Source organism: Micromonospora sp. HUAS YX12 (genome assembly GCF_040215685.1).
Taxonomy (GTDB): Bacteria; Actinomycetota; Actinomycetes; order Mycobacteriales; family Micromonosporaceae; genus Micromonospora; species Micromonospora tulbaghiae.
Genome location: NZ_CP157974.1, coordinates 470391 through 490764 on the forward strand (window position 1 = coordinate 470391; position 20374 = coordinate 490764).

22 protein-coding genes and 2 pseudogenes are annotated in these 20374 nt (G+C 72.4%); 7 read left to right on the forward strand and 17 right to left on the reverse strand.

Features of this window, described 5'->3' with window-relative positions; translation table 11 throughout:
- Window positions 1–36 precede the first annotated feature (36 nt).
- From ABIH81_RS02340 to ABIH81_RS02360, 5 genes are all read right to left on the reverse strand, one after another.
- Entirely contained in the window at window positions 37–3417 is a 3381-nt protein-coding gene (locus tag ABIH81_RS02340) for an AAA family ATPase (RefSeq protein WP_349878803.1), read from the reverse strand.
- Between the two features lie 44 nt (window positions 3418–3461).
- The gene (locus tag ABIH81_RS02345; protein WP_091418959.1) at window positions 3462–3869 is read right to left on the reverse strand and encodes a hypothetical protein; all 408 of its coding nucleotides are present in this window, start codon (window positions 3867–3869) and stop codon (window positions 3462–3464) included.
- Window positions 3866–4126: a hypothetical protein gene (locus ABIH81_RS02350; RefSeq protein WP_013284305.1), complete on the reverse strand. Its 261-nt coding sequence runs from the start codon at window positions 4124–4126 to the stop codon at window positions 3866–3868. Before ABIH81_RS02350 ends, ABIH81_RS02345 begins: the two co-directional genes overlap by 4 nt.
- A 13-nt stretch (window positions 4127–4139) precedes the next feature.
- A complete protein-coding gene (locus tag ABIH81_RS02355) occupies window positions 4140–4853 on the reverse strand; it encodes a hypothetical protein (RefSeq protein ID WP_349878804.1) in 714 nt (237 codons plus the stop codon).
- A 152-nt stretch (window positions 4854–5005) separates the two neighbouring features.
- Window positions 5006–5395, reverse strand: coding sequence for a globin (locus tag ABIH81_RS02360; protein ID WP_349878805.1), 390 nt, complete (start codon window positions 5393–5395; stop codon window positions 5006–5008).
- Window positions 5396–5513: 118 nt separating this feature from the next.
- Between ABIH81_RS02360 and ABIH81_RS02365 the strand changes: the two genes are divergently transcribed.
- Window positions 5514–6080 (forward strand): snapalysin family zinc-dependent metalloprotease, encoded by a 567-nt coding sequence (locus ABIH81_RS02365; protein WP_349878806.1) that lies wholly within the window; start codon window positions 5514–5516, stop codon window positions 6078–6080.
- 27 nt (window positions 6081–6107) lie between these two features.
- On the opposite strand, the gene ABIH81_RS02370 is transcribed toward ABIH81_RS02365, so the two are convergent.
- The 5 genes from ABIH81_RS02370 to ABIH81_RS02390 all read right to left on the reverse strand — a co-directional run bounded on the left by ABIH81_RS02370 (window position 6108) and on the right by ABIH81_RS02390 (window position 10445).
- Complete coding sequence (locus ABIH81_RS02370) at window positions 6108–7091, reverse strand: hypothetical protein (RefSeq protein ID WP_349878807.1); 984 nt, start codon at window positions 7089–7091, stop codon at window positions 6108–6110.
- Entirely contained in the window at window positions 7088–8437 is a 1350-nt protein-coding gene (locus ABIH81_RS02375; protein WP_349878808.1) for a hypothetical protein, read from the reverse strand. Before ABIH81_RS02375 ends, ABIH81_RS02370 begins: the two co-directional genes overlap by 4 nt.
- Complete coding sequence (locus ABIH81_RS02380) at window positions 8434–8739, reverse strand: DUF6403 family protein (protein ID WP_349878809.1); 306 nt, start codon at window positions 8737–8739, stop codon at window positions 8434–8436. The genes ABIH81_RS02375 and ABIH81_RS02380 overlap by 4 nt, the downstream gene beginning before the upstream one ends.
- Before the next feature lie 68 nt (window positions 8740–8807).
- The gene (locus ABIH81_RS02385) at window positions 8808–9077 is read right to left on the reverse strand and encodes a hypothetical protein (protein ID WP_349878810.1); all 270 of its coding nucleotides are present in this window, start codon (window positions 9075–9077) and stop codon (window positions 8808–8810) included.
- Window positions 9078–9152: 75 nt separating this feature from the next.
- Window positions 9153–10445, reverse strand: coding sequence for an AAA family ATPase (locus ABIH81_RS02390; RefSeq protein ID WP_349878811.1), 1293 nt, complete (start codon window positions 10443–10445; stop codon window positions 9153–9155).
- A 233-nt stretch (window positions 10446–10678) separates the two neighbouring features.
- Between ABIH81_RS02390 and ABIH81_RS02395 the strand changes: the two genes are divergently transcribed.
- Entirely contained in the window at window positions 10679–11383 is a 705-nt protein-coding gene (locus ABIH81_RS02395; RefSeq protein ID WP_349878812.1) for a hypothetical protein, read from the forward strand.
- Between the two features lie 32 nt (window positions 11384–11415).
- Here ABIH81_RS02395 and ABIH81_RS02400 read toward each other — a convergent pair whose 3' ends face one another.
- Window positions 11416–12243, reverse strand: a complete 828-nt coding sequence (locus tag ABIH81_RS02400; RefSeq protein WP_349878813.1) for an SAM-dependent methyltransferase — start codon at window positions 12241–12243, stop codon at window positions 11416–11418.
- A gap of 327 nt (window positions 12244–12570) precedes the next feature.
- On the opposite strand from ABIH81_RS02400, the pseudogene ABIH81_RS02405 reads away from it, so the two are divergent.
- Both ABIH81_RS02405 and ABIH81_RS02410 read left to right on the forward strand, forming a co-directional pair.
- Window positions 12571–12711: pseudogene (locus ABIH81_RS02405) on the forward strand (flavoprotein); the annotation flags it as partial.
- 136 nt (window positions 12712–12847) lie between these two features.
- Window positions 12848–13036: a hypothetical protein gene (locus ABIH81_RS02410; RefSeq protein ID WP_349881283.1), complete on the forward strand. Its 189-nt coding sequence runs from the start codon at window positions 12848–12850 to the stop codon at window positions 13034–13036.
- On the opposite strand, the gene ABIH81_RS02415 is transcribed toward ABIH81_RS02410, so the two are convergent.
- Window positions 13011–13427 carry a hypothetical protein gene (locus ABIH81_RS02415; RefSeq protein ID WP_349878814.1) on the reverse strand — a complete coding sequence of 139 codons (417 nt, stop codon included), beginning with the start codon at window positions 13425–13427 and terminating at the stop codon, window positions 13011–13013. The two genes, ABIH81_RS02410 and ABIH81_RS02415, sit on opposite strands and share 26 nt — an antisense overlap.
- A 244-nt stretch (window positions 13428–13671) precedes the next feature.
- Here ABIH81_RS02415 and ABIH81_RS02420 point away from each other — a divergent pair, with 244 nt between their 5' ends.
- A complete protein-coding gene (locus tag ABIH81_RS02420) occupies window positions 13672–15249 on the forward strand; it encodes a DEAD/DEAH box helicase (RefSeq protein ID WP_349878815.1) in 1578 nt (525 codons plus the stop codon).
- Window positions 15250–15264: 15 nt separating this feature from the next.
- On the opposite strand, the gene ABIH81_RS02425 is transcribed toward ABIH81_RS02420, so the two are convergent.
- Genes ABIH81_RS02425 through ABIH81_RS02440 form a run of 4 tightly spaced genes read right to left on the reverse strand, consistent with a single transcriptional unit; the run spans window position 15265 to window position 16363 of the window.
- Window positions 15265–15645, reverse strand: a complete 381-nt coding sequence (locus tag ABIH81_RS02425) for a hypothetical protein (RefSeq protein ID WP_349878816.1) — start codon at window positions 15643–15645, stop codon at window positions 15265–15267.
- Between the two features lie 10 nt (window positions 15646–15655).
- Window positions 15656–15919 carry a hypothetical protein gene (locus ABIH81_RS02430; protein WP_349878817.1) on the reverse strand — a complete coding sequence of 88 codons (264 nt, stop codon included), beginning with the start codon at window positions 15917–15919 and terminating at the stop codon, window positions 15656–15658.
- Complete coding sequence (locus tag ABIH81_RS02435) at window positions 15912–16154, reverse strand: DivIVA domain-containing protein (RefSeq protein ID WP_349878818.1); 243 nt, start codon at window positions 16152–16154, stop codon at window positions 15912–15914. Before ABIH81_RS02435 ends, ABIH81_RS02430 begins: the two co-directional genes overlap by 8 nt.
- Complete coding sequence (locus ABIH81_RS02440) at window positions 16151–16363, reverse strand: hypothetical protein (RefSeq protein ID WP_349878819.1); 213 nt, start codon at window positions 16361–16363, stop codon at window positions 16151–16153. The genes ABIH81_RS02435 and ABIH81_RS02440 overlap by 4 nt, the downstream gene beginning before the upstream one ends.
- 426 nt (window positions 16364–16789) lie before the next feature.
- Here ABIH81_RS02440 and ABIH81_RS02445 point away from each other — a divergent pair, with 426 nt between their 5' ends.
- Together ABIH81_RS02445 and ABIH81_RS02450 are read left to right on the forward strand one after the other, a co-directional pair.
- The gene (locus ABIH81_RS02445; protein WP_349878820.1) at window positions 16790–18103 is read left to right on the forward strand and encodes a helix-turn-helix transcriptional regulator; all 1314 of its coding nucleotides are present in this window, start codon (window positions 16790–16792) and stop codon (window positions 18101–18103) included.
- Window positions 18103–18669, forward strand: coding sequence for a GNAT family N-acetyltransferase (locus ABIH81_RS02450; RefSeq protein WP_349878821.1), 567 nt, complete (start codon window positions 18103–18105; stop codon window positions 18667–18669). Before ABIH81_RS02445 ends, ABIH81_RS02450 begins: the two co-directional genes overlap by 1 nt.
- Window positions 18670–18777: 108 nt before the next feature.
- Here the strand turns inward: ABIH81_RS02450 and ABIH81_RS02455 are convergent.
- Window positions 18778–19983 (reverse strand): annotated as a pseudogene (locus ABIH81_RS02455) (IS256 family transposase).
- Window positions 19984–20374: the final 391 nt, after the last annotated feature.

Genomic DNA, 20374 nt, shown 5'->3' on the forward strand with positions numbered 1-20374 from the left:
GGTGGCGGGGTCCACGCGGCCCCGCCACCTCGTCGGTCAGAGCCGCCAGGGCACCGGCTCGGCGGGCCGGTACCGGCAGGCGCCGCCGGTGGTGACCGACTCGCGCAGGTGGGCGGCGAGCGCCGGATGGCGCTCGTCGATGCGGCGCAGGGTGTCGCGGATCCGCCCGGTCACCGCCTTGCGCGCCCGTTCCGCCTGGTCGCCGAGACGCCGGCTGCGCCCGGCCAGACCGGCGGCGGCACGCAACTGGTCGAGCAGCGCCGCGCGCTCGGCGTCCAGCTCGGCCAGCCGTCGTCCGTCGTCACGGGCCGCCGCGCGGTCGATCTCGTCGTCGAGCCGGCGCAGGTGCCGGCGGTAGCGGGCCTTCGCCTCGTCGTCGAGCACCGGATCGGCCCCGAGGCGGCGCGCGGCGACGAGTTCCGGACCGGCCGCCGGGTCGAGCAGTTCGACGGCGGGCACGTCCGCGCCGGGGCGGCTCAGCAGCAGACGCAGATCGTGCAGACCTTTGGCGTCGGGCAGGTGCACCACGACGCCGTCGTACGCGAGGCGCCACACCGGCCCGTCCGGCCGGAACTCGGGCCGGATCACGTCCGCACCGCCCGCGCCGGGCTCGGGCGACCGCCCGTGGACGACACCCGCCCGGGACAGACCCGACGCGGTCCGGCGGCCGGCCGGCGACGACGCGGCGACCAGAGCCGGAGCGCCCGCGCCGAGCCGGGCCGCCACCGGCGCGACCACGGCGGACGCCGCCTGCTGGGCACCGGCCACCGCCGGGACCGGACCGGCCGTGCCCAGGCGATCCACCACCTGGACCATGCCCAGCGCCCGCGCCTCGGCCACCGTCTCGGCACGCAGCCGCCGCGCCTCGGCCGCGTCGCCCGGCCCGTCGCGCCCGGCGAGCGCGCCCACCAGCCCGGCCCGGGCCAGCACCGACCAGGGCCGTGCGCCCAGGCGGTCCGCGGCCTCCCGGGCCGCCGTGTAACAGTCGATCGCGTCGTCCCACCGGCCCTCGGCCGCGTCCACCACTGCCAGCCACAGGTCGACCGGGCCGCCGATGTCACACCCGAACAACGCCGCCGTCCACTGCCCGCGGTGCGGGGCCAGGGCGACCCGCACCTGCGCGCACCGGACCGGGTCGCCGTCCACGGCCGCCGCCTGCGCCCGCAGGCGCAGCCACAGCGGTGACACCGACCGGGGGTACGCGGTGCCGACGGCCTCGATGGCGGCGGTGAGCCGCAGCACCGTGGCCGCGTCGTCGCGCTCGGCGGCGGTGATCGCCCGGAGCAGCTCGGCCTGCGGGTGCGCGGCGCCCATGCGGTCGAGCACCGCCTCGGCCTCGGTGACGCGGCCGTACAGCAGCAGCACCGACCAGCGCATGTGGTCGGTCATGAACGCGTGGTCGGAGTGTGTCGCCTCGCGGAAGCTCTCCGCCTCGGCGAAGCACGCCTGGGCGGTGGCGAGGTCACCCCGGAACGCGGCGATGATCGCGCTGTCCGCGGCCGCCGCCACCCGCTGCCGGTCCACGTCGCCGTGTTGCGCGCCGGTCACGAACGCGGCCAGCTCGTGCCGGTAGTCCGGGTCACCCAGCTCCAGTAGTGCGACCCAGCGCAGCGCCGTGGCCCACAGTTCGGTCTCCCGGTCGCCGCTGCGGCGGGCCACCTCGCGGATCTCGGCGGTGACCACGGCCCGCTCCTGCGCGGTGCCGAGCCCCCAGGTGGTGTCGTGGCGGGCCCACAGGCTGAAGGTGAGCGCCTCGTCGTCGCGGCCGTGCCGGGCGAGCGTCTCGGTGGCCGTGATCAGGTCGGTGACCAGCGCGCGTACCGGCCGCTCCGGCTCCGGTTCCGCGATCAACCGCCGGTACGCCTCCCGGACCAGCTCGGCGGCGTCGAGCCGGCGACGGGCGGCGAAGTGCTGCCGGTGCGCGACCAGCGCCACCCGGGTCAGCTCACCGGGGTCGGGCAGTTCCCGGGCCAGCGCGGCGGCCTCGGCCAGCAGCCGCTCGCCCTCGGCCGGCGGGCCTGTGTGGTCCAGCAGCCCGGCCAGTTCCAGCAGCACCCGGACCCGCCGGCCGGGCTCGCCGGTCAGTTCCAGCGCGCGCCGGTAGTGGCGTACCGACTCGTCCACGGCGATCCGGCCCCCGGCGTCGCGGGCGGCGGCCAGCAGCAGGTCAGCGGCGCGTTCCGGCTCCAGCTCGCCGCCGGCCAGCCAGGCGTGCCGGGCCAGGTGGGCCGGGCTGAGCGCGCCGGCCAGCGCGTCCGACCGGTCGACGGCCCGGACCACAGCCGCGTGCCGGGCCCGCCGTTCACCGTCGGCCAGTCCGTCGTAGAGGGTCTCGCGGACCAGGTCGTGCACGAAGACGAACCGCCCGTCACTCCGGGGCAGCACCAGCCGGGCCGCGGCTGCGCGGCCGAGCAGCCGGTCGACCTGCGCGACCGGAGCGGGTACGCAGGCGGCGAGCGTCCCTGTGTCGAACTCGCGGCCGAGCACCGCGGCCACTGTGAGCGCCTCGACCACTGCGGCGGGCAGTTGGTCGAGCCGGCGGCGCACCACCTCCCGTACGCCGGGGGCGACGGTGTCGGTGAGGCCGTGGGTGTGCCAGAGCCGGGCGGTCTGCTCCACGAAGAACGGGTTACCGCCGGTGCGCCGGTGCACCTCGTCGACCAGGCTCGCGGCGGGCTCCCGGCCGGCCGTGCGGGCCATCAGCGCGGCCACCTCGGCGCGGCCCAGCCCGGCGAGCGTGACGTTGGTGGCCTTGGCGGTCAGTGGCAGCAGCCACGGCCGCAGCGGGTGCTCGACGGATTCGACTTCGGCGTCCCGGTAGGTGCCGATCAGCAGCAGCCGCTCGAACCAGGCGTGCTGGGTGACGAACTGGAGCAGCCGCAGCGACGCCGGGTCGGCCCAGTGCAGGTCGTCGAGGACCACGGTGACCGGCCGGTGCTGGGCGACGGCGACCAGGGCGGCGGTCACCGCGTCGTGCCTGTCGAACTCGGCCCGGCCGGCGTCACCCGGCTGGGCCGCCTCGCCCGGCTCGGCTGCCACGTCACCTCCCGGCGCGGGCCCGCCGCGACGAGCGTCGCCCGCCGCGTGCTCGCCCAGCAGTGCCGCCAGGCCCGCGTCGGCTGCTTCCCGCACCCCGCGCGGTTCGTCGGCGGACCGGGCCAGCCGGCGCAACACCTGCACCCAGGGCCAGTAGTCGGGGGCGGTGTCGGAGTCCCAGCAGGCGGCGCCGAGCACCAGCGCCCCGCTGCGGCGGGCCTCGTCGGCGGCGGCCGAGACCAGTGTGGTCTTGCCGATGCCCGGCTCGCCGGTGACCAGGACGAGACCGCCGTGGCTGTCGACCAGCCGGGCCACCTCGGCGCGCAGCAGCGCGGCGGGATGCTCCCGCCCGATGATGTGTTCGCCGAACCTCGGCTCCATGACCTCACGACGCTAGTCGAAGGGTCCGACAAACAGGAGCGCGTTCAGAGCCGCGCGTCGGTGACGACGTGCGCGCACGCCGGGCAGGCGGCCGGTCCCTGTTCGGCGAACCACCGGCAGGTGCGCCGGATCGCGCACTTCGGCAGCGTCTCCTCGGCGGGCGGGGCGGTCTCGGCGTACGAGGCGGCCATCCGGGCGCCCAGCCCGCAGTGCGAGCCGGTCCAGAAGCCACAGGACGAGGTGACGCACGGGCCGGCGAGCCGCGCCCGCGACTCGATCGGCTCGTCGGAGTCACCGAGCCCGGCGAGCGCCACCTCGGCCGGTACGGCCGGAGTCACGTAGGCCACCCGGCCCGCCGGAGTGATCATGCCGAGGAACACCGTGGCGTTGGACGCCGGGGTGCTCGGGCACATCCGCTCCGGCGTGCCGGCCGGCCGGGCGGCGTCGGTCACCGCTGGATCCAGAACCCGATGTCGTTGATCTTCTGCCCGAGGTCCTGGGCGAACGGGCCGTCGATGACCCAGAGCCCGTACCACTCGGGACGCAGCTTGATGTTGCCGTGGCCGACGGTCAGCGGGTTGGTCAGCTTGGCGTCGGCGGTACGCAGCGCGGCCAGGCCGGCCTTCTGGATCTCCGCGGCGATCAGGGTCTGCTGCTCGGGGCTCAGGTCGACGCCGTCGACCACGAAGCGGAACTCGTTGCGGGCCATGTGCTACCTCCGGTCACTCGTACGATTCGGTGCCCAGCCCGCGACGCAGGCTGGTGCGGGTGAAGGCCGCCCAGCCGGCGTGCGAGGCGGCGTCGGCGTGGTGCCCGGCGCGGGCGAGCACCCGGGCGGCGTGCTCCGCCCAGCGGTCGGCGGTGGCCGCCGCGTCGCCCCACAGTTGGCGGCACGCGGCGACCGCGAAGGCGACCTGTTCCGGCGCGCCGGTGAACCCGGCCGGTCCGTCGGCGACCCGGATCGTGCCGTCCGGGCGGACCCGCACGCTCGGGAAGTGGTGGTGCAGGCTGGCCAGCGTGGCCAGGTGGCCGGCGTCCCGCCGGGCGGCGGCGAAGCCGGCGCGCAGCTCGTCGTCGCGGCGGTGCCGGATGGCGTGCAGGACCAGCGCGTCGCCGGCCGCCTCGATCCGGGCGACCACCTGCACCGGCACGCTCCAGGCCGACGGCGAGTTAGCCGACCAGAACGCCAGCCAGGCGGCGAGCCGGGCGTGGAAGTCGGCCTGGACGGCGACCGGAAGCGCGGACCCGTCGGGCGCGCGCAGCGCGGCGGTGGCGATGCGGTCCCGGGAGATGAGCGGCGTCGCGGGGCGGCTCGGAGCGGCCGCCGCGGCGCCGGTGGTGGAGGCGACGGCCAGGCCGGTCACTGTGACCGCCGAGGCCGCCGCCGCGCCGGCGAGCAGTCGCCGACGGTCGAGCGGTTGTCCGTTGTCGTTCATCGTCGGCCCTTCGTCGACGGCAGTGGACCGACGCTATCGACCGCAAGCGATCAGAAAAACACCCTGCGTGACGGGAGGTCGACAGGAAAGCCGGGGATACCCGGCGGCGTGAACGACTGTTCCTGTGCCGCATTCACGCGACCCGCCGTCGCTCAGGCGCGGAGCAACCCGGCCACGGCCCGCTGCGCGTCGACGACAGTCGCCGCCGGCAGGTCGAGCGTCCAGAGCGCGGCGGCCAGGTAGTCCAGGACGCGCCAGCGCTGCTCCCCGGTCAGCGGCGGCCGCCGCGATCCACCGAGGGCCGGTCCGCCGGCGTCCGCGGGGTCGCCGTCCGAACCCCGCCGCGCCCCGCCGAGCGCCGCGCCCAGCCGGGCGGTGAACAGCGCGGCGAGCCGCTGGCGGTCCACCCCGATCAGGTACGGCGCCAACTCCGCGTCGGCCGCGATCAGCCGCAGCCAGCGGTGCACCGCCGCGCGCACGGCGACCGGGCCGAGCCGGTCGCGGGGCTCGCGGGAACAGGTCGCCACCTCCGTGGTCCGCACGACCAGGGGTACGGATGATCGAGCCCGGTCAGTTCACCGCTACCCTTGATATCGATGAATGCCTATCTATAGGCTGGCGGCGTTCCGCTCACCCCCCCCATCCCAAGGAGTGTGAACCATGCGTAAGCCCAAGCTGTCCCGGATCCTCGCCACCCTCGCGGCCGCGACGCTGGCAGCGCTCGGTGCGGTAGCCGTCAACCCGGCTCCGGCCTCCGCCGCCGTCCGCAACGTCTGCTACAACATCAGCCAGGCCGGACCGTTCGCCAACACGGCGGTGCAGGCGGCGGCGATCTGGAACAACTACACGAACAACATCAACATGGCCCAGTGCGGGTCCAACCTGCGGATCACCTACACCTACGGCGGCGGCTCGTACGCCCAGCGCACCAGCCTCGGCAACGGCCGCGTGGTGATCGACTACTACCAGGCCCAGCAGTACTCGCCGCTGCGCATCATGACGCACGAGATCGGCCACATCCTCGGCCTGCCGGACAACTACAACGGCAACTGCGCCATCCTGATGTCCGGTGGCAGCGCCGGTACGACCTGCACCAACCCGTACCCCAGCTCCGCCGAGGCCGCCCGGGTCGACTCGCTGTTCGGCTTCGCGGCCCGCAGCGCGACGCCCGCCCAGGTCTTCACCGGCAGCTGGCCGGCCGCCTCGACGGTGGGCGCCCAGCGCTGACGACGCACTGACGACGGGGTCGGCGGGTCAGCGCCGGCCCCGTCCGCGCGTCGTCCGGCGCCGGCCGGACGCGGCGTCGTCGGCGAGATCCGCCGCGCGGCGGCTCAACTCCTCGACCCGCTCCCGGAGCCGGCGCAGCGCCCCGGCGTCCCCGTCCACGCCGGACACCTCGTCGAGCAGGCCGACGTAGTCGGCGGCCAGCCGCCGGTGCGCCGGGGCGACCGGCCCGACGTACCCGTCCAGGTCGATGATCTGCTGGGCCAGGACGGCGGTGGCGGCGCCCAGCGCGGCCCGTTCGTCGGCGCGCGCGTCCCGCCCGGCCTGCCGGGCGTCGGCCAGCCGACCGGCCCGCCGGCCGCCGGACCAGAGCACCGCCGCACCGGCGAAGACCCCGGCCACCGCGCCGCCGGCCAGCAGATACCGGGGCGACGACGGGCTGATGGTACGAGCGCCGTCCGGCACCAGACCGGCCCGGACCAGCCGGTCGTAGTTGAGCACGATCACCTTCAGCGCCTCGACCGGCCGGTCCACGAACGCGTCGGCGCCCCGGCTGATCGTGGTCTCGGCGACCATGGCCCGCCCGAGGTCACGCGGGCCGTCGCCGCCGAGGCGGGAGCAGCCGTACGTGTCCCAGTCCTCGCCGTCGCGGCTCATCGCCAGCACCAGCGTGCCCTGCGTGGCGCGCTCGGTGTCGTCGCACGCCTCCCGCAGGTCGGCGCCCGGCTCCATGATCAGCACCACCAGCCGCCGGTTGCCGACGACCCGTTCGGCGGCGGCCCGGTCCAGGTCCACACCGGGCGCCGCGTAGACCGAGGAGCCGCGTACCTGCCGGGCGGCCGGTCCGTCCAGGATCCCTCCGGTCCACAGCGCCCAGCCGGCCAGCGCCAGGCAGGCGAGCACCGCCCGGCCGAACGCGGTACCGACCAGGCGGCCGAGCAGCCGGCGCGGGCCGGCCGTCGCCACCCCACGACGGGCCGCCGGCCGCTCGGGACGGGTCGCGACGCGGCTCACGACAGCCTCGCCCGCAGGTAGACGTCCGGCCGGTAGCCGGGCATCCGCACGTCCCGGGCCACGTCGTCCAGCTCGGCCGCCGCGTCGGCGAGCAGTTCGCGTACGTGCCGGTCGGGCAACCCCTCGTCGAACGCGTCCCGGGCCGCCCGCAACCGGCCCACGCCCCGGACCAGCGCCGGGTCACTACGCGCGTCGGTGAGCAGCGACAACTCCACCGCCAGCGCGGAGAGCCCGGCCAGCCGGGCCGGCGTGCCACCGGGACCGACGTCGGCCGGGCGGCGGCCGGACCCCCGCACGGTACGGATGGACAGCACCACGAAACCCGCCACGCAACCGGCGAAGATCCAGGGCAGCGCCGGCAGCGCCACCCGCAGCGGGTCGAACGGCCGGTACGGCAGCGGACGGTCGAACAGCCCCGCGTACCGCACGTCGGTGACCTGGGCCAGGTACGCACCGAGCACGTTCTGCTGGGGATAGGTGTAACGGCCGAGCCGCCCGCCGAACTGGGCGTAGAAGCTCGCGCCCGCGACCTCGGCGAACGACGCCGCGCCCGGACCGTGGTACTCGATCCAGTCGCCGTACATCACCACCAGCGGCTGGTCCGGGGCGAGCCGGTGCAGCGCCGGCCCGTACGCGGGCAGCGGCTCCCCGTACGGCTGGGCGGGCAGCACGACGAACCAGGCGCCGTCCGGGAACGCGGCGCTCGCCGCCTTCTCCGGCAGCCGGGGCAGCGTGGCGCCGGTGCCCACGTACCGGCCGCCGGCGCGCAGCGCGGCCACCACCGGGGCCAGCTCCGGGCCGGTCGGTTCGCGCCAGCGCAGGTCGTCGCCGTCCGGCGGGGTCGGCTGGTCGTGCAGCGTGGCCAGCAGCGTGAGCAGCGGGCCGGTCACGTCGCGGGTGGCGAACCGGGCCCGCCAGCCCGGCAGGTCGTCCGGCGAGGCCACGTAGATGCCCCCGCTGACCTCGGTGCCGACGATCCGGATCTCGGCGTTCTCCACGTCCTTCACCCGCCGGCGTTCGGCCTCGTCCAGGCCGGGCGGGGCGACCAGGATGCGGGTGCCCCGGTCACCGACGGCGGCCCGGACCCGCTGCTCGTCCCAGCGGGCGACAGCGCCCGGCAGCCGGACCACCGGATCGGCGGCGACCAGCGCGGTCATCTCCTCGACCGAGGGCACGCTCGCGTCGCTCAGTTCCCCGGCCGAGCCCTCGGGCAGCGCGGCGGTCGACGGGGAGCGCCCGTAGCTGACCTCCACGCTCTGCCGCTGCGCCACCAGGAACACCACGAGCACGGCCGCCGCGGCGGCCAGCAGCGACCAGCGCAGCAGCTCGCGTCGTACCCTCGTCACCGCCCGGCCCGCCACAGCTCGTCGGCGCGGCGGGCGTGCTCGGCCGCCGCGCGGGCCGCGGCGGCGCCGCCGCGTCCGGCGGCGAGCAGCTCGGCGCGGGCCAGCAGCCGCTCGGCCTCCGGCACCGCCGCCGGGGACGCGTCCCGGCTGACGGTGGCGTCGTGGATCGCCGCCCGCGCCGACGACCAGGCGACCCGCCGGCCCTCGGCCCGGGCCCGCCGCCCGGGCAGCGACGCGGCGAGGAAACCGGCGACCACCGCCACCACACCCCCGCCCAGCCAGGGCAGCACGCTCGCGGTCATGATCCCTGTCTAACGCACCGCCGCCAGCGCCGCGCGCCGAGGGCGGCGGCGCACCACCGGCCCGCCGCCTACGGCGACGAATAGCCCTCGTTGAAGCCCTCCATGAACCCGCCCGCGAACCCGGAGACGACACATCCGGCACAGCACAGGATCACCAGCAGCGCCGGCACCGTGACCCACAGGACGATCGCCCACCTGCCCATCCCCTGGCTCGGCTGCTCCACGAACGCCGGCTGCTGTTGGTACGGCTGTTGCGGGTACGGCTGCTGTTGGTACGGCTGTTGCGGGTACGGCTGGTGCTGGTACGGATCCTGCTGGTAGGGATCGTGAGGATGCATCCGGCCATCGTGCCCACCGGCCGCGAACGCCGGAAGATCCGAACGGTCCGCCGATCCTGCCGCGACGGTCCCTCGTCACGCCCGGTGGGCATCGAGGTGGGTCAGCACCGTCTGGTTGGCCTCCCACCCGTCGGGGAACTTCACCGGCACGTCCAGGTGCACCCGCTCGGTCGACGGATACGCGTCGAGCAGCTCACCGATCCCGGCCCGCGCCACCACCACGCAGGCGTGCCGGTGCCGCGACGCCAGCACGCACAGCCGCCCCGACTCCAGGTGGAACGCGGTGGCGTCGCGCCGGCCGGAGAGCGGGTGCAGCACGATCGTCACGTCGTACTCCCGGCCCTGGAGCCGGTTGGCGGTGTCCACGGTGATGCCCGCCCCGGCCGCGCCCAGCCGGGACCGGATGGCCGCGACCTGGTCGCGGTGCGCAGCCCCGACGGCGATCCGGTCCGCGGTGACCGGCGCGCCGCCGGGCGCGGCCTCGCTGACCGCGACCGCGCCGCGCCGCAGCACCCGCAGCGCCAGCTCCGCGCAGGCCGCGGCGGCCTCCCCATCGGTACGCACGGTGTGCCGGGCCGGCAGCTCGTGCAACGCCCAGCCGGTGGCGGCGGCTACCTCGACCGAGGCGTCGTAGGCGTCACCCGCACCGGGCTCGGTGAACGTCAGCGCCCGGTCGGCCGGCCCGGTCCCGGCGCGGAACCCGGTGAACGGGTAGAATGCGGCGGACACCACCGGGGCGGCCGAGTCGGGCAGCCGCCACGACACCGGCAGCCGGTGCACCGGCAGCTCCGGGTTGTGCCGCAGGAGGGTGGCCACCGCCGACTGCATCGGATCCCAGGTCAGGCCGGTCCAGCGGAAGGTCTCGACGGTGGAGAACGGGTCGAGCTGACCGGGATCGCCGACGAACAGCGCCCGCTCGAACCGTCCCGCCACGCGCAGCAGCGCGTCCGCGCGCATCTGGTACGCCTCGTCCACGATCGCCCACGGCCAGCTCCCCTCGGTGACAGTGGCCCACTTCGCGGCTGTACCGATGGTGACCGCCGGGCCGCCCAGGTCGGCGACCTTCGCCGCGACCCGGACCGCCGGATGGGCGGTGACCCGCTCGGTGGGCCGGTAGTCGGTCGCGGAGAGCCGCCCGACGCGCAGCTCCGGCGCCCTGCGGCCGAGCCGGTCGATGAGGTCGTCCACCTGCTCGTTGGTCTGCGCCACGATCATCAGCGGGTCGCCGGTGGCGGCGGTCTCGATCGCGGCGCGGACGACGAGGGTGGACTTCCCGGCGCCGGGTGGCGAGTCCACGACGACGCCGCGGTGCTCCCCGTCGCGCAGATCCCGCAGCACACGCTGGATCACCTGCTCGGCTTCGTGCAAGGAAGGGCCCCCTTTTAACGTCTCCGGTAGAGGCGGGGCCCCTTCTTAACATGCCCCGGCCAGGACCGCGCGCCGCCGCCAGGGGGACCGCCGTCTGCCTCATCGATCAACTTGCACCCGACTGTCACGCTCTCAGTCAGGGAAGACGGGGAAACGCGGGTGAGACGATGGACCTTCACCGCAGTCGCGTCGGTTGTGTCATCGGTCTCGTCATGCTGCCGTTCGGTCTCTGCATGGTGCTGTCCGGGTTGTCTGCTGGCAGCACCCTTCGACTGATCGGCGGGCTGATCTTCGGCGGGCTCGTCATGCTCGCCGGCGTCGTGGGCATCGTCCAGGCGGTCCGGCCGTTCCGGTTCCACATCAGCTTCGAAGGCTTGACCGTCCGGACAGCCGAGCTGAACCGGCTGCTGCCCTGGGCGGAGATCGAACACCTGGTCCTGTACCAGCCACCTCCGGTTGTGTCCGAGAAAAAAATGCCATCGCCGTTGCTGCTGCTCGTACCCGCCGCCACGTCGACCCTCGACCGCCCGCTGACCCACCACAGCCCGTTGGACGACCGGCCCTGCCTGGTCCTGCTCGAAGTGCACGACGTGCGGGAGAAGACGGACCAGGTGGCCGACGCCCTCGCCCGGTACGGCGGCAGCCGTTTCACCGACCACCGCCAGCTCGTCCGGCAGCGCTTCGGCTCAGCCACCTTCCCGATCGAAGCGCGCGGATACGACCCGGCTGCCGTCGACGCCCTCGTGCAGAAGGGCCGAGAGGCGCTGCGATCGGAGGACTTCCTGCTGCGCGTCGCGACGAAGGCACAGGTCGAGCAGGCCCTGGTCGAGTTGCCGCTCGTCGCGCACGGTTACGACCGCGCCCGGGTCGACGCGTTCCTGCGGGACCTGTCCGCCGCGTTGGCACGGTTCGAGGAGGGCGAAGAGAAGCCAGGCTGACGTGTCCGCACGCACTTACGGCCTCGTGGTGCCTACGGCTTGCGGGCGAGCAGTCCGACGAACGTGTGGTAGGTGTCGGTCTGCTGCGGGGCCGGCGCGTCCGGGTCCGGACGCCACTCGGCCAGCGGCACCAGGCCCGGGTCCAGCACCGTCAGCCCGTCGGCGAAGGAGAGGATCTCCTCGTCGGTACGCCAGCGGCCGGTGCCGAGCGACTCGTTGAACACCCGCTCGACCTCGCGGGCCTTGCGGGAACCCTCCGGATCCCGCTCACCCGGGTCACGGAAGTGCGAGATCGCGACGTAACTGCCGGACGGCAACGCGTCGATCAACGCCGCCGCGACCGATCGCGGATCCTCGTCATCGCCGATGTGGTGCAGGATCGCGAACAGCAGCAGCCCGATCGGGCGGTCGAAGTCGAGGAACCGGCGGACGTCCGGATCGTTGAGGATCTCCTCCGGTTCCCGGATGTCGGCCTGGATCACCGTCGCGGTGCCCTCCGCGGCGAGCAGCGCCCGCCCGTGCGCCAGGACGATCGGGTCGTTGTCCACGTACACCACCCGGGCGGCCGGGTTGTGCTCGACGGCGACCTCGTGCACGTTGCCCTGGGTGGGCAGCCCCGACCCGATGTCGAGGAACTGGTCGATGCCCGCCTCGGTCACGAGGAAGCGGATCACCCGGCGCAGGAAGGCTCGGTTCGCCTGACCGGCGGCCGGCCCATCCGGCGTGATCCGCAAGGCGTGCTCGGCGACCTTCCGGTCGACCTCGAAGTTGTCCTTGCCGCCCAGGAAGTAGTCGTAGACCCGGGCCACGCTGGGAACGGTGACGTCGATTCCGGGCGGTGCGGCCTTGTCGCGGGTCACAGGCTTCTCCAGGCTCCGTGGGCGGTTCCGGACGTTTTCGGGGAGTGTAGCGACCGTACAGGGTGGATCGTCACCCCGCCTGGGACCGCTCCCAGCGGACCAGCCCGCCACCAGGACGTTCATCGACCGACACGCCGAAACGCGCTGACCGCCGCGCCAGGCGAGATTCAAGGCAGCGGCGCTTCCTGACGGATTCGTCAGTGGCGCAGGCCCTTCTGAACAACGCGCCGGGTAAGACTGCGGGGCATGAGTGAAGCGCCGGTGCTCTACCTCGTCGTCTGCGCCGCACCACCGGCCCAGCGGATCGGCGAACTCGCCGACCTGCTGATGGCCGACGGCTGGCGGATCTGCGTGATCGCCACCCCGATCGCCGCGAGCTGGCTCGACTGCGACGCGCTCGCCGAACAGACCGGATATCCGGTACGCGCGCAGTGGCGTCGGCCCGGCGATCCCGAGCCGCACCCGCCGGCCGACGGCGCCGCAGTCGTGCCCGCCACGTTCAACACGCTGAACAAGTGGGCGACCGGGGGCGAGCGACACGCTGGCGCTGGGAATCATCAACGAGCTGCTCGGCACCGGCGTGCCGATACATGTCTTTCCCCGGGTGAAGGCAACGCTCGCCGCGCACCCCGCCTACGGGCCGAACCTGCGGCGGTTGCGCGAGGCGGGAGTGGTGGTGCACGACGGAGGTGTGCTGCGGGCTCCGGACGAGATGACGTCGAGCCGCTGGGCGGCGGTGGTCGACGCGTTGCGCGTGGCCCGTCGCCCTACGAGGGATCCCGACGAGTGGTGAGCCGCCGCGCCAAGTAACGGCCGAACTCAAGATGCGGATGCTGCTCCTCAACGCTCCGCCCCGAGCCGACGTACCGACGCAGCACCGACTCACGGACGACCATGAAGCCACCCACGTCCTCGCTGTCGGCATCCTCCGGCTGGAAGAGAACGAAGGCCTCCATCCGCTTCATGTTGAGGGTGGAGAGCCGCCCCACCCCGGTCTTCGGTAGGCAGGACAGCGCCCAAGCCACGGATTCAGTTGCGACCGGATCGGGGACCGCCGCCGTCAGGTAGGCCCGGTTCGCCGCGACGGTCTGGTCGAGGTAGGGGCCGTCCGCGAGGGCCGCGAACCTAGCCTGCTTCTCCGGGTCAGCACGCATCACAGCCTCGCGGCTGTCCGTCTCGGTCATCCGTGCACTGTAGAGGGGCTTTGCGTGGGTTGACGTCGCACGAACGGCCGCGGTCAGGGGCCGACCGCGCGCTCTGCGGGGCGTTCCCGGCCAAAGGCTCGGCCTGGCTGGGTGATCAGCACCTCATGCGCGACCCCATACGATCGCGCGATGCGTACGAGTCGTACGCCCATGAGCGGTCCACCGCCACCGTAGGCGGCCGAGTGGGTTGCTCAGCTCCGAGCAGGTGACGAGGGGAATCGGCGTGCGGCAGATCCAGACGGGGACGGCACTGCGGCAGCTGCTGACGGAGTGGCCGGGCCAGAACAAGCGGGATCTCCTGACCGGGTTGCGGAGCCTGGGACTGGACGGGCTGACGACGACGGACGTCAACCGCGTGCTGTATGCCGGACGTGGAACCTTCGCCCATGACGGTGCCACCCCGCCGCGCTGGCGGCTGGCTGCCGGGGCGGAGCAAGGAGATGGTGCGAGCATCGCGCCGGTGCCCACGCGGCCCCGATGCTATGTCGGTAGGGAACCGCGCGCCTGGCAGCGCGAGGCGCTGGGCGAGTGGCACGCCAACGGTCGTCGAGGCGTGGTGGAGGCGGTTACCGGCACCGGCAAGACCACGGTCGGGGTGTTGGCGGCCGCAGCCGCGGTGGATGCCGGCGAGAAGGTGCTCCTCCTCGTGCCGGGACGTGAGCTGCTCGACCAGTGGCACGCCGCTCTGCGACGTGATCTTCGGATCGGTCGAGTGGGACGCCTTGGGGACGGCCATCGAGATTCGCTGTCCGACCATTCGGTCCTCGTGGCTACCGTTCAATCCGCCGCCAAGGGATGGATCATTCCGGGCGGTGCCCCCGGACTGCTGATCGCCGACGAGGTGCACCGCTATGGCGCGAAGTCCTTCGCTCGTGCCCTCAATCAAGGTTTCGAAGCACGACTGGGCCTGACCGCGACGTACGAGCGCACGGACAACGGCCTGATTGATCATCTGCAGCCCTACTTCGGCGAGGTGGTGGCAGGGTGCACCTACGAACGCGGCTTGGCCGACGACATTCTGGCCCCGTTCCGCGTCGCCTTTCTGGGAGCAGACTTCGCCGGCAACGAACGTGAGCTGTACGACCAGTATGACGAGCAGGTCAGGACACTTCGACGCCGGCTGGTCCTCGACCACGACTGCCCTGCGGAGCCCTTCGGCGAGTTCATCACGCACGTCAACGAGCTCAGCCGGGGTGGCCATGGCAGCCCTCGCGCGACGATGGACGCCAGCCGATACCTCAACGCGTTCAGCAAACGCCGGCAGTTGCTTGCCGGTTGCCGGCGCAAGCGCGAGGCGTTGGCATCCCTGGCACCGATCCTCGCCGAGGCGGACGCCGGACTGGTCTTCAGCGAGACCACGGCCAGCGCGGAGCAGGCGGCGGGCATTTTGCGTGGGCGGGGCGTATCGGCCTCGGAGTTCACGAGCGAACTCCACCGGACCGCGCGCAAGCACCGCTTGACCGAGTTCAAGCATGGAAGGATCAAGGTGCTGACCGCGCCTCGAGTCCTCGATGAGGGGATCGATCTACCCCAGGCGGAGGTCGGGGTGGTCGTGGCGGGCACCCAGAGCAAGCGTCAGATGATCCAGCGGATGGGACGCGTCATCCGTCCCAAGCACGATCGGCGACCGGCGACGTTCGTCGTCCTCTACATCAGGGGCACGTCGGAGGATCCGAAGAACGGCGCGCACGAGGGATTCATCGATCAGCTGGTCGACGTCGTTGCCGACTACAAGACCTTCCGCCCGGGAGCGCCCGAAGCGAAGTTGCTCTGGTGGTACCGCGAGGGCAGGCTGCGTTGACGAGGCGCCGTTGCGTCAGCGGGGGCGGGGCACTTGGCGGTTGAAGCGGGGACGCAGCGCCAAGACCAGCGCTTCCTTCGTACCCTCGGGGTTGTCGGTCTCCTGCCAGCGGACCTCGCACCGCCCGAGCCACCCGGCGATGTCGTCGCGGGTCGCGGCGCGGCCCGGCGTGTCGAGGAGCTGGCCGACCTGGTCGTGCAGCACCGACGAGTCGCGGTTGCCGATGAGGTGCTGCCGCAGGCGGGCGCGCAGGTCGCCGGTGTAGCCGACGTAGGCGACCACGCCGCCGTCGAGCACCAGGTGCACGCCGGGCGCGGCCGGCGCGCCGGCGACGACCTCCATCGTGTACGGCCGGGCCGGCGTGAACCCGGCCAGCAGGTCTTCGGTGTCCAGCACCCGGGCGACGCTACCGGTGTCCGCGCAGCTCCGCCGCCCCGCACGACCCGGCGTGACCGCCCGGTTGCGGGCAGCGCCCACCGTCGGGCAGCCGCACGTCGCACCAGACCCGGTGGCGCAGGTGCTGGGCGTCCTCCTCGCTGAGCGTGGTCTCGCCGAAGTCGACCGCGTCCAGGTGCCCGAGCGACCGGGCGAGCGCGGCGGCCAGCTCGGCGGCGGCGGCCCGGCTGGTCAGCGTGGTGGGCAGGTGGATGATCCAGCGCGGCTCAGTCATCGTGGCCACGTCGCCGGCATCCGTTGTGGCGGGACTGCCACTGGCGCAACGCCTGCCGGATCCGCTCCGACTCGGTGCGCGCGGTGGTCAGCTCCCGGTCGAGCCGGTCCATCTCGTCGGCCACCCGGCACAGGTAGTCGTGCACCTGCGCCCGGTCGAGCCCCCGCCAGCGCGTGTCGAAGACGGCCGCGCGCACCTGCCAGGCCCGCACCCGCTCCCCGGTCACGTAGATCACCAGACCACCCCCACCGCCTCGTCAGGCACGCCGGCCGCGGCGAGCGTCGCCCTCCCCCACCGGGCCAGCCGGCAGGGGTACGGGACGCGCTCGCTGCGGCACAGCGGCCCCTGCGGCCAGCGCTCCGGCACGTGTACGCGCACAGCGTGCGCGGCGACGAGCAGGTCCTCGTCGGTGACCGGGGTGGGGACGGGGAAGTCGGCGGACATCGGTGGGCGCCTCCGGGGTCGGGTGTGTGTCGTGAGGTGGCGCCGGGGCGGGCGGGGTCGGTGGACAGCCGCGATCGGGGGACGCGGCGCCGCCGGAGCCCAGCACCCGCCCCGGGCCATACGCCGACTGTCGACCTTGGCCGTCTCTGTTCATATGTCCTGGTGATCGTCGCCGACATGCACGCTGCGTATGCAAAGGGCACCCCTCCGTCGCCATCCTCGATATGCGTGCCATGCATACCGTCCCGCCCCAAAGCGGATTGAATGGTTAGGCTCGATATCGGACACAGCCACCCGCGCGGAGCGAGGTTGCCGGTGATACACGCGAACTGCCCCCGCTGTGGCGGACGCCTGGCCCGCGACAACGACAGTGGCCGGTGCGCGCCCTGCCAGGCCGCCGAGCGCGACCGGCTGAGCGCGCCCCCGGTGGTGCCGGAGTCGTTCTGGGAACACGAGCCGGTGCGGCTGGCGCTCGTGTCACGGCACCTGGGACGGGTGATCCGCGCGTACCGCTACCACCCGTACCACGGACGGAACCCGCTGCCGCAGAGCGTGGTGGCGGGGTGGCTGGGCATCACGCAGGCCCAGTTGAGCCGGATCGAGAACGGGCCGGCGCTGGTGCACCTAGACCGGCTGGCCCATTGGGCCACGTTGCTCAAGATCCCCCCGGCGCGCCTCTGGTTCGCCCTACCGGGCGAACCGGCACCTACACTGTTGTCAGGCGCACGGGTTGAAGAAGGTGGTAGTACGAATCGCCGTCAATTTCACGCTCTAGCCGCGCTGGCTGGCGTCCAGGCCGGCAGCGGGTTAGACCTGCTGACGGCGGGGGCGGAGCCGCCGCCGAACCTCGGCATGGAGCAGGTGCGGTACGCGGCCTCACTGGTCGACCAGTTCCGCTCGGCGGATGCGGCTGTAGGCGCGGACGCACTCTGTGACATCGCCATGCAGGTGCATAAGCGCCTGTCCGCCTGGGCTGAACAGACCGCGTACAGCCGGTCAGTGGGCGAAGCGCTTCAAAGCGCACTTTCACACCTGGCGATTCAGGCAGCCTGGCTCGCTATCGACGCGGACCGCCGCCCCGAGGCAAGGCCCTACCTGAACGAGGCCATCGCCCGAGCGCGCATCGCCGACGACGCTCGCGTCGAGGTACGTGCTCTCGCCTGCATGTCGCTGCTACTTCGCGAGGAGCGGCCAGCCGAAGCGATGCACTGCGCCGACGCAGCGTTGCGTGCCGCTGCCGGCTGGACTACACCGCGCTTGACTACGCTGCTCCACCTTCGCTCAGCGCATGCCCACGCCATCCTTCGGGACACGTTCGGCTTCGAGCGGGAGATGACCAAGGCCCGCAGTGCATTCGAAGTAGGCAGCCACGAAGATGACCTGCCCTTCATCTCGTTCGTGACCGAGCAGGAGGTCACGGCCATCAACGGGCTCTCGTACCTTGCGCTCGACCGGCCGGACCGAGCCGCAGCCTGCTTCCGGGCGATCACGGCCAGCCCTCCTGACGCGCATCGACGTAACCGGGTCTACTCTACGGTCCAACTCGCCAGGGCTTCGATCCGCCAAGGCGATGTGCCGGGCGCAGCCCAGGCCGCGTTGGCTGTCCTACCTGAGCTTCGCCAGGTGCGCTCCGGACGGACCCTGCGCGTGCTCGCCGAGGTGCGGTCGGGACTCGATGCTCACCGCGCGGTGTCCGAGGCCCGACAGTTCTTCGACGTGTACGACGGGTCGCTGGCCTGATGGTGCAAAACGTGCGCTTGCGCCACTACTCCGCCGCTGAGGCCGAGAAGGTGCTGACACAACTCGTGGACGTGTATCTGGACGCGCACGCCGACGACGGGCCGCTCTACACCGCCGAACGGTACGAGCGGCAGCTCGCGGCGCACGTGCCCCGCCCGGGCTGGGCAGCGGTGACGGCTTGGGCCGGTGACGAGTTGGTCGGCTACATCTACGGGTTTCCGCTCGGCGCGGACACCCGCTGGTGGGACGGCATTCAGGGGTCGATGTCGTCCGGCTTCACGGATGAGAACGGCCGACGGACCTTTGGGGTCAGCGAGTTGGTGGTGCGGCGTTCTTGGCAACGCCGAGGTATCGCTCGGGCACTGCACGACGAGTTGATGGGCAGTCGGGCTGAGGAACGGGCGGCGTTGCTCGTGCGGCCGGACAACGCCGCTGCCCAGCATGCGTATGACGCTTGGGGGTGGCAGCCGGTCGGGCGGCTCCGGCCGTCCTGGGACGGTGCGCCCCTGTTCGAGGTGCGAACGAAGCCGATCATGCCGAGATTGATGGAGAACAATCGCGCTTAGGCCCTGGCCGACCTGGCAACCAGCCGCACCACCCTGCGGGCCCTCGCCGCCGCGGAGAGTTCGGGCCTGTCAGTTCGTTTGTGTAAGGGCCTGACCTGGTTGGTGTTGTTATGCCTTGTCCAGGCGTCCGGGGAACATGATGTCGAACTGGTTCATGGCGATCTTCCAGTTGTAGGTTGACCGGCCGCTGCGGCTGGCGCGGGCGGTGCGTCCGATCTGGCGGCAGCCCAGGTAGAGCAGTTTGATCAGGGCGTCGTCGGTCGGAGAGTGTCCGCGTGTCTTGGTGATCTTCCTGAGTTGGTAGTTGATCGACTCGATCATGTTCGTGGTGTAGATGACCTTGCGGACCCGCGGTGGGAACGCGAAGAACGGAATCACCTGCTCCCACGCGGCGTCCCACTGCCGGCGGATCGCCGGGTACTGCCGGCCGACGTCCGAGTCGGTCCAGGCGTCAACGGCGTCGCGGGCGGCTTGTTCGGTCGGTGCGCCGTAGATCAGGCGCAGCTGCGCGGCGACCTTCTTCCGATCGGCGTAGTTCACCCACCGCAGCGACGCCCGGGTCAGGTGCACGATGCAGGTCTGCACCATCGCGTCGGGCCAGACGGCCTCGATCGCAGCGGGCAGGCCGACCAGGCCATCGCAGACGACGATGAGGACGTCATGCAGACCCCGGGCGCGCAGGTCGTTCATCATCCGCAGCCAGAACTTCGCGCCTTCGGTCTGCTCGACCCAGATGCCCAGGACTTCCTTCCTGCCGTCGACGTCGACCCCGACGGCCAGGTGCGCCGCCTTGTTCCTGACCGTGCCACCGTCGCGGACCTTGCAGACGATGGCGTCGAGGAACACCACCCGCCACACCGCGTCCAGCGGCCGCGACTGCCACTCCTTGACCTCGTCGAGAACCGCGTCGGTGATCCTGGAGATCAGGTCCGGAGAGACGTCGATGTCCTAGATCTCCGCCAGGTGGGCCTGGATGTCGCGCACGGTCATTCCCCGCGCATACAACCCGATCACGATCTTGTCGATGCCGATTAGACGCCGCTGACCCTTACGCACAATCTTCGGCTCGTGGGTACCGTTACGGTCCCGCGGCACGTCGATGTCGATGGCGCCGGCCTCGGTCAAGACCGTCTTGCCCGAGTAGCCGTTGCGACTGTTGCCCGACCCCTGCCCCGCCGGATCACCCACCTCATAACCGAGATGGTCAGTCAGCTCCTCCGCCAACGCCCGCTCCAGCACCGCCCTGGTCATCTGCCGCAACAGACCACCATCCCCGAGCAAATCCACGCCCTGCTCACGGGCCTGCGCAACCAACGCCTCCGCCTACTGCTGATCCACCAGACGCGGCTCATCGGCATCCCTACGCCGCCGCCCCACCTCAACAGTGTCCTGCACATCACTCACAGCGTGTCCTCCCTCGAGTCACTCAACGACTCGGAACAGAGGTCACGCCCTTACAAAGCAGATCTGACACCCTCGCCACCTTCAACGCAATAAGCAAGTGGGCTCAGGGAATCAGCGATACTCTCGCGCTCGGCGTTCTCAACGAAGCGCTCTGCAGCGGCATTACATTGCATGCATTCGCAAACGTCAAGGCGCAGCTTGCCGCCCACCCAAGTTACAAGCGCCACCTACACCTTTTTCGGGAAGCAGGCGTAATTGCGGCGCCATTCCCGGTCGAAATGGCCTGGCCGACGACCGTGTC

Coding starts and splice junctions, on each gene's coding strand:
- ABIH81_RS02355 (WP_349878804.1), bottom strand. CDS start 4,853: ATGAACGACAACGGACAACCGCTCGACCGTCGGCGACTGCTCGCCGGC.
- ABIH81_RS02440 (WP_349878819.1), bottom strand. CDS start 16,363: ATGTCCGCCGACTTCCCCGTCCCCACCCCGGTCACCGACGAGGACCTG.
- ABIH81_RS02385 (WP_349878810.1), bottom strand. CDS start 9,077: ATGCATCCTCACGATCCCTACCAGCAGGATCCGTACCAGCACCAGCCG.
- ABIH81_RS02395 (WP_349878812.1), top strand. CDS start 10,679: ATGGTGCTGTCCGGGTTGTCTGCTGGCAGCACCCTTCGACTGATCGGC.
- ABIH81_RS02430 (WP_349878817.1), bottom strand. CDS start 15,919: ATGACTGAGCCGCGCTGGATCATCCACCTGCCCACCACGCTGACCAGC.
- ABIH81_RS02415 (WP_349878814.1), bottom strand. CDS start 13,427: ATGACCGAGACGGACAGCCGCGAGGCTGTGATGCGTGCTGACCCGGAG.
- ABIH81_RS02365 (WP_349878806.1), top strand. CDS start 5,514: ATGCGTAAGCCCAAGCTGTCCCGGATCCTCGCCACCCTCGCGGCCGCG.
- ABIH81_RS02350 (WP_013284305.1), bottom strand. CDS start 4,126: ATGGCCCGCAACGAGTTCCGCTTCGTGGTCGACGGCGTCGACCTGAGC.
- ABIH81_RS02340 (WP_349878803.1), bottom strand. CDS start 3,417: ATGGAGCCGAGGTTCGGCGAACACATCATCGGGCGGGAGCATCCCGCC.
- ABIH81_RS02450 (WP_349878821.1), top strand. CDS start 18,103: ATGGTGCAAAACGTGCGCTTGCGCCACTACTCCGCCGCTGAGGCCGAG.
- ABIH81_RS02380 (WP_349878809.1), bottom strand. CDS start 8,739: ATGACCGCGAGCGTGCTGCCCTGGCTGGGCGGGGGTGTGGTGGCGGTG.